The organism is Weissella sp. DD23 (assembly GCF_001579105.1).
Classification (GTDB): Bacteria; Bacillota; Bacilli; order Lactobacillales; family Lactobacillaceae; genus Weissella; species Weissella cibaria.
Window position 1 is genome coordinate 172,989 of the sequence record NZ_KQ970390.1, and the last position, 2,737, is coordinate 175,725.

A 2,737-nucleotide genomic window follows, 5' to 3' on the forward strand; every position below is an offset into this window, starting at 1 on the left:
ATTTGAGTGTGATGATGCTACTATTGGTAGCGTTTGTCATTGGGCTGCAGTATCAAGATATGAACCAAGTGAAAAGCCAGTCGGCTCAAAAAGCACAGGTTGTTAAGTTATTAAAGCACGTGGCACATAATCGGGATGTGAAGCCAGCGCAAGTGGCTGTAAACAGTGTCAATTTGAACAATAATTTAATTGTGAAAGCTGGGAAGACGTTCTATCGGGTGAATTTGAGTGCTGATCAATCGAACTATACCTTGGAAAAGACGAACTTATTAGACGAGCATACAGTAGTTGAGGTGAAGTGATGGACACAAGTTATACAACGATTGCTTTGAAGTTGGCAATTGGGATTATCGGTTTGATTATCCAAATTAATATTTTGGGTAAGGGTAACTTGGCACCAATTTCAGCGATGGACCAAGTTCAAAATTATGTCTTGGGTGGCATTATTGGTGGTGTTATTTATAATGCAGATATTACGGCGCTGCAATTTGTCTTAGTCTTGATTGTTTGGACGTTTTTAGTCTTGCTGCTTAAGTTCTTGAAAGAACACAATTACTGGGTCAAACGGGTGATTGATGGGGCGCCGGTCACGGTCATTAAGAACGGTGAGGTTGATGTGGCCACAACGATGCGGGTGGGCTTGTCAGCTAGTGAGCTAATGTTTAAGCTACGCGCCGCTGGCGTTGATGAGGTGCAGGTAGTACGTCGAGCAATTCTAGAGCAAAATGGCCAACTGACGATTATCAAATATGGCGAGGAAACGATTAAGTATCCACTTATCCAGGATGGGCAAGCCAATTATGATCTATTAGAAGTTTTGGATAAAGACATCGACTGGTTACGCGAAGAAGTTGCGAAGCAAACCAAGGGTGGCGTAGAAGATATTTATTTGGGCGAATTTATTCACGGTAAGGTAGTTTTGCATCCGTTTGCAAAATAATCCATTTAGGCTTGTGAAAAACCAGTGACATTATTCTCGCGAAAATATCCTGGCATCGTCACAAAATCCCACCAAAAAATCCGGAATTCTGTAATGCTCGTTTGGTTTGTAACATACAAGTAATAAAAGGCGCGGATTTGAAACTTTCACTTTAACCGGCTGTCACTATAACTCGATACACTAAGTAAAGTCGAATTAGTAAAAACGAGTCCGACGCAGATATGCGTCGTGAATACAGAACAGTCTGTTTACAAGAATGGGGTTTAAATTCGGATATGATTAGTAATAAAGCGAAATTAGTATTGGCAACAACTGCAGCGATGGCCGGATTGGCAATCGCAAACACAACACAATTTGAGACGACGGCAAGTGCCGCAACGGTGCAAGGTTCAGGGTATTTGAACGATGGTACTGGCTGGTACTGGTTTGAAAATGGCCAACGCTACACAGGTTTCCGTTTCTACATGGGATCTTACTACTGGTTCCAAGATGGCGTGCGTCAAGAAAACTCATGGGAGAGTGCTTGGGGCATGAGCTACTACGTTGGGGCTGATGGACGTGCTGTGCAAGGTGTTAACGAAATTAACGGCGTTAACTACGATTTTGGTAACAATGGTACGTTCTTCTCACGCGGTAAGGCCAATGGTTATGTCGCAACACCATCAGGTTGGTTGTGGATGCAAAACGGTTACCGTTACACAGGTTTCCAATTCTACATGGGCACATATTACTGGTTCCAAAATGGGGCTCGTATCCAAAATTCATGGGAGAATGCCTGGGGCATGACGTATTACGTTGATAACGTTGGTCGTGCTGTGCAAGGCTTGCAAACAATTGGTGGCAAGCAATACTTCTTCGGTAATGATGGGACGTTCTTCTTGCGTAAGAACACGAAGTTCATGGCTAATGGGGCAAACTATTCAGCTGATGCAAACGGTGTTGTAACTAAGCTTTCATCTGGTTCTGTTAAGGATCAAATGATGGGCTTTGCACAAGCTTGGCACGGTTGGGATTCAACGCAACAATACTACCTTGATTTGTTGATTAACTACGAATCAGGTTGGAATGTCAATGCACGCAATGGTCAATATGTGGGCTTGTTCCAAACGACGGGGATTTATGACATGTCAGTTGAAGGGCAAGCCAAGGTTGGTTTGGCATACATTGCTAATCGTTACGGTAACCCACAAGGTGCTTGGAATCACATTCAAGCAATTGGTTGGTACTAATAAATATAAACAGTTAAAAGGACTGAGTCATTTGATGGCTCAGTCCTTTTTGCTAGGTCGTATTTGATGCGTACACAATCGTTTTTAGCACTCTGTAATTAAAAGTGCTAAAAGTGTTGACAAGCGTTTGCATGGTGTGTATTATAATATGTGTTAGCACGAAGTGATAGAGAGTGCTAAGAGAGGTATAGCGTATGTTAACAGAACGGCAGCGGTTAATTCTAGCCGCGATAATTCAAGATTACGCAAAAACCGGTAAAGCTGTTGGATCAAAATCATTGCTTGAACAATTGGGGTTGGCAGTTAGTTCGGCTACTGTCCGAAATGAAATGGCCTCATTGGAAGAGCAAGGATTGCTACAAAAAGAACATACATCTTCTGGCCGGGTGCCATCGCAACGGGGTTATCGTTATTATGTCGATAAACTAATGCGACGACGTCAATTGTCAGAAGCTGTGCACCAATCGTTGGAACGGGTGTTTAGCCGTAACTTCCAACAAATTGATGATCTGGTGCAACAAATGGTTACTGAAATGGCAAACCTAACAGGTTACACGGTGATTGCATT

3 protein-coding genes and 1 pseudogene are annotated in these 2,737 nt (G+C 42.8%); all 4 read left to right on the plus strand.

Annotated features, from left to right (window positions below; translation table 11 throughout):
* The coding region (locus tag WEIDD23_RS00800) for a DUF3290 family protein (protein WP_082778284.1) at positions 1-302 on the plus strand (302 nt) is incomplete at its 5' end.
* A complete protein-coding gene (locus tag WEIDD23_RS00805; RefSeq protein WP_010371920.1) occupies positions 302-940 on the plus strand; it encodes a DUF421 domain-containing protein in 639 nt (212 codons plus the stop codon). The genes WEIDD23_RS00800 and WEIDD23_RS00805, both read left to right, overlap by 1 nt.
* A gap of 275 nt (positions 941-1,215) precedes the next feature.
* Complete coding sequence (locus WEIDD23_RS00810; protein ID WP_062358669.1) at positions 1,216-2,169, plus strand: aggregation-promoting factor C-terminal-like domain-containing protein; 954 nt, start codon at positions 1,216-1,218, stop codon at positions 2,167-2,169.
* A 194-nt stretch (positions 2,170-2,363) separates the two neighbouring features.
* Positions 2,364-2,737, plus strand: a pseudogene (locus WEIDD23_RS00815) (HrcA family transcriptional regulator); the annotation flags it as partial.

What these genes read in the sequence shown, in the direction of transcription:
- WEIDD23_RS00805 (WP_010371920.1), top strand. Translation starts at nt 302, where the DNA reads ATGGACACAAGTTATACAACGATTGCTTTGAAGTTGGCAATTGGGATT.
- WEIDD23_RS00810 (WP_062358669.1), top strand. Translation starts at nt 1,216, where the DNA reads ATGATTAGTAATAAAGCGAAATTAGTATTGGCAACAACTGCAGCGATG.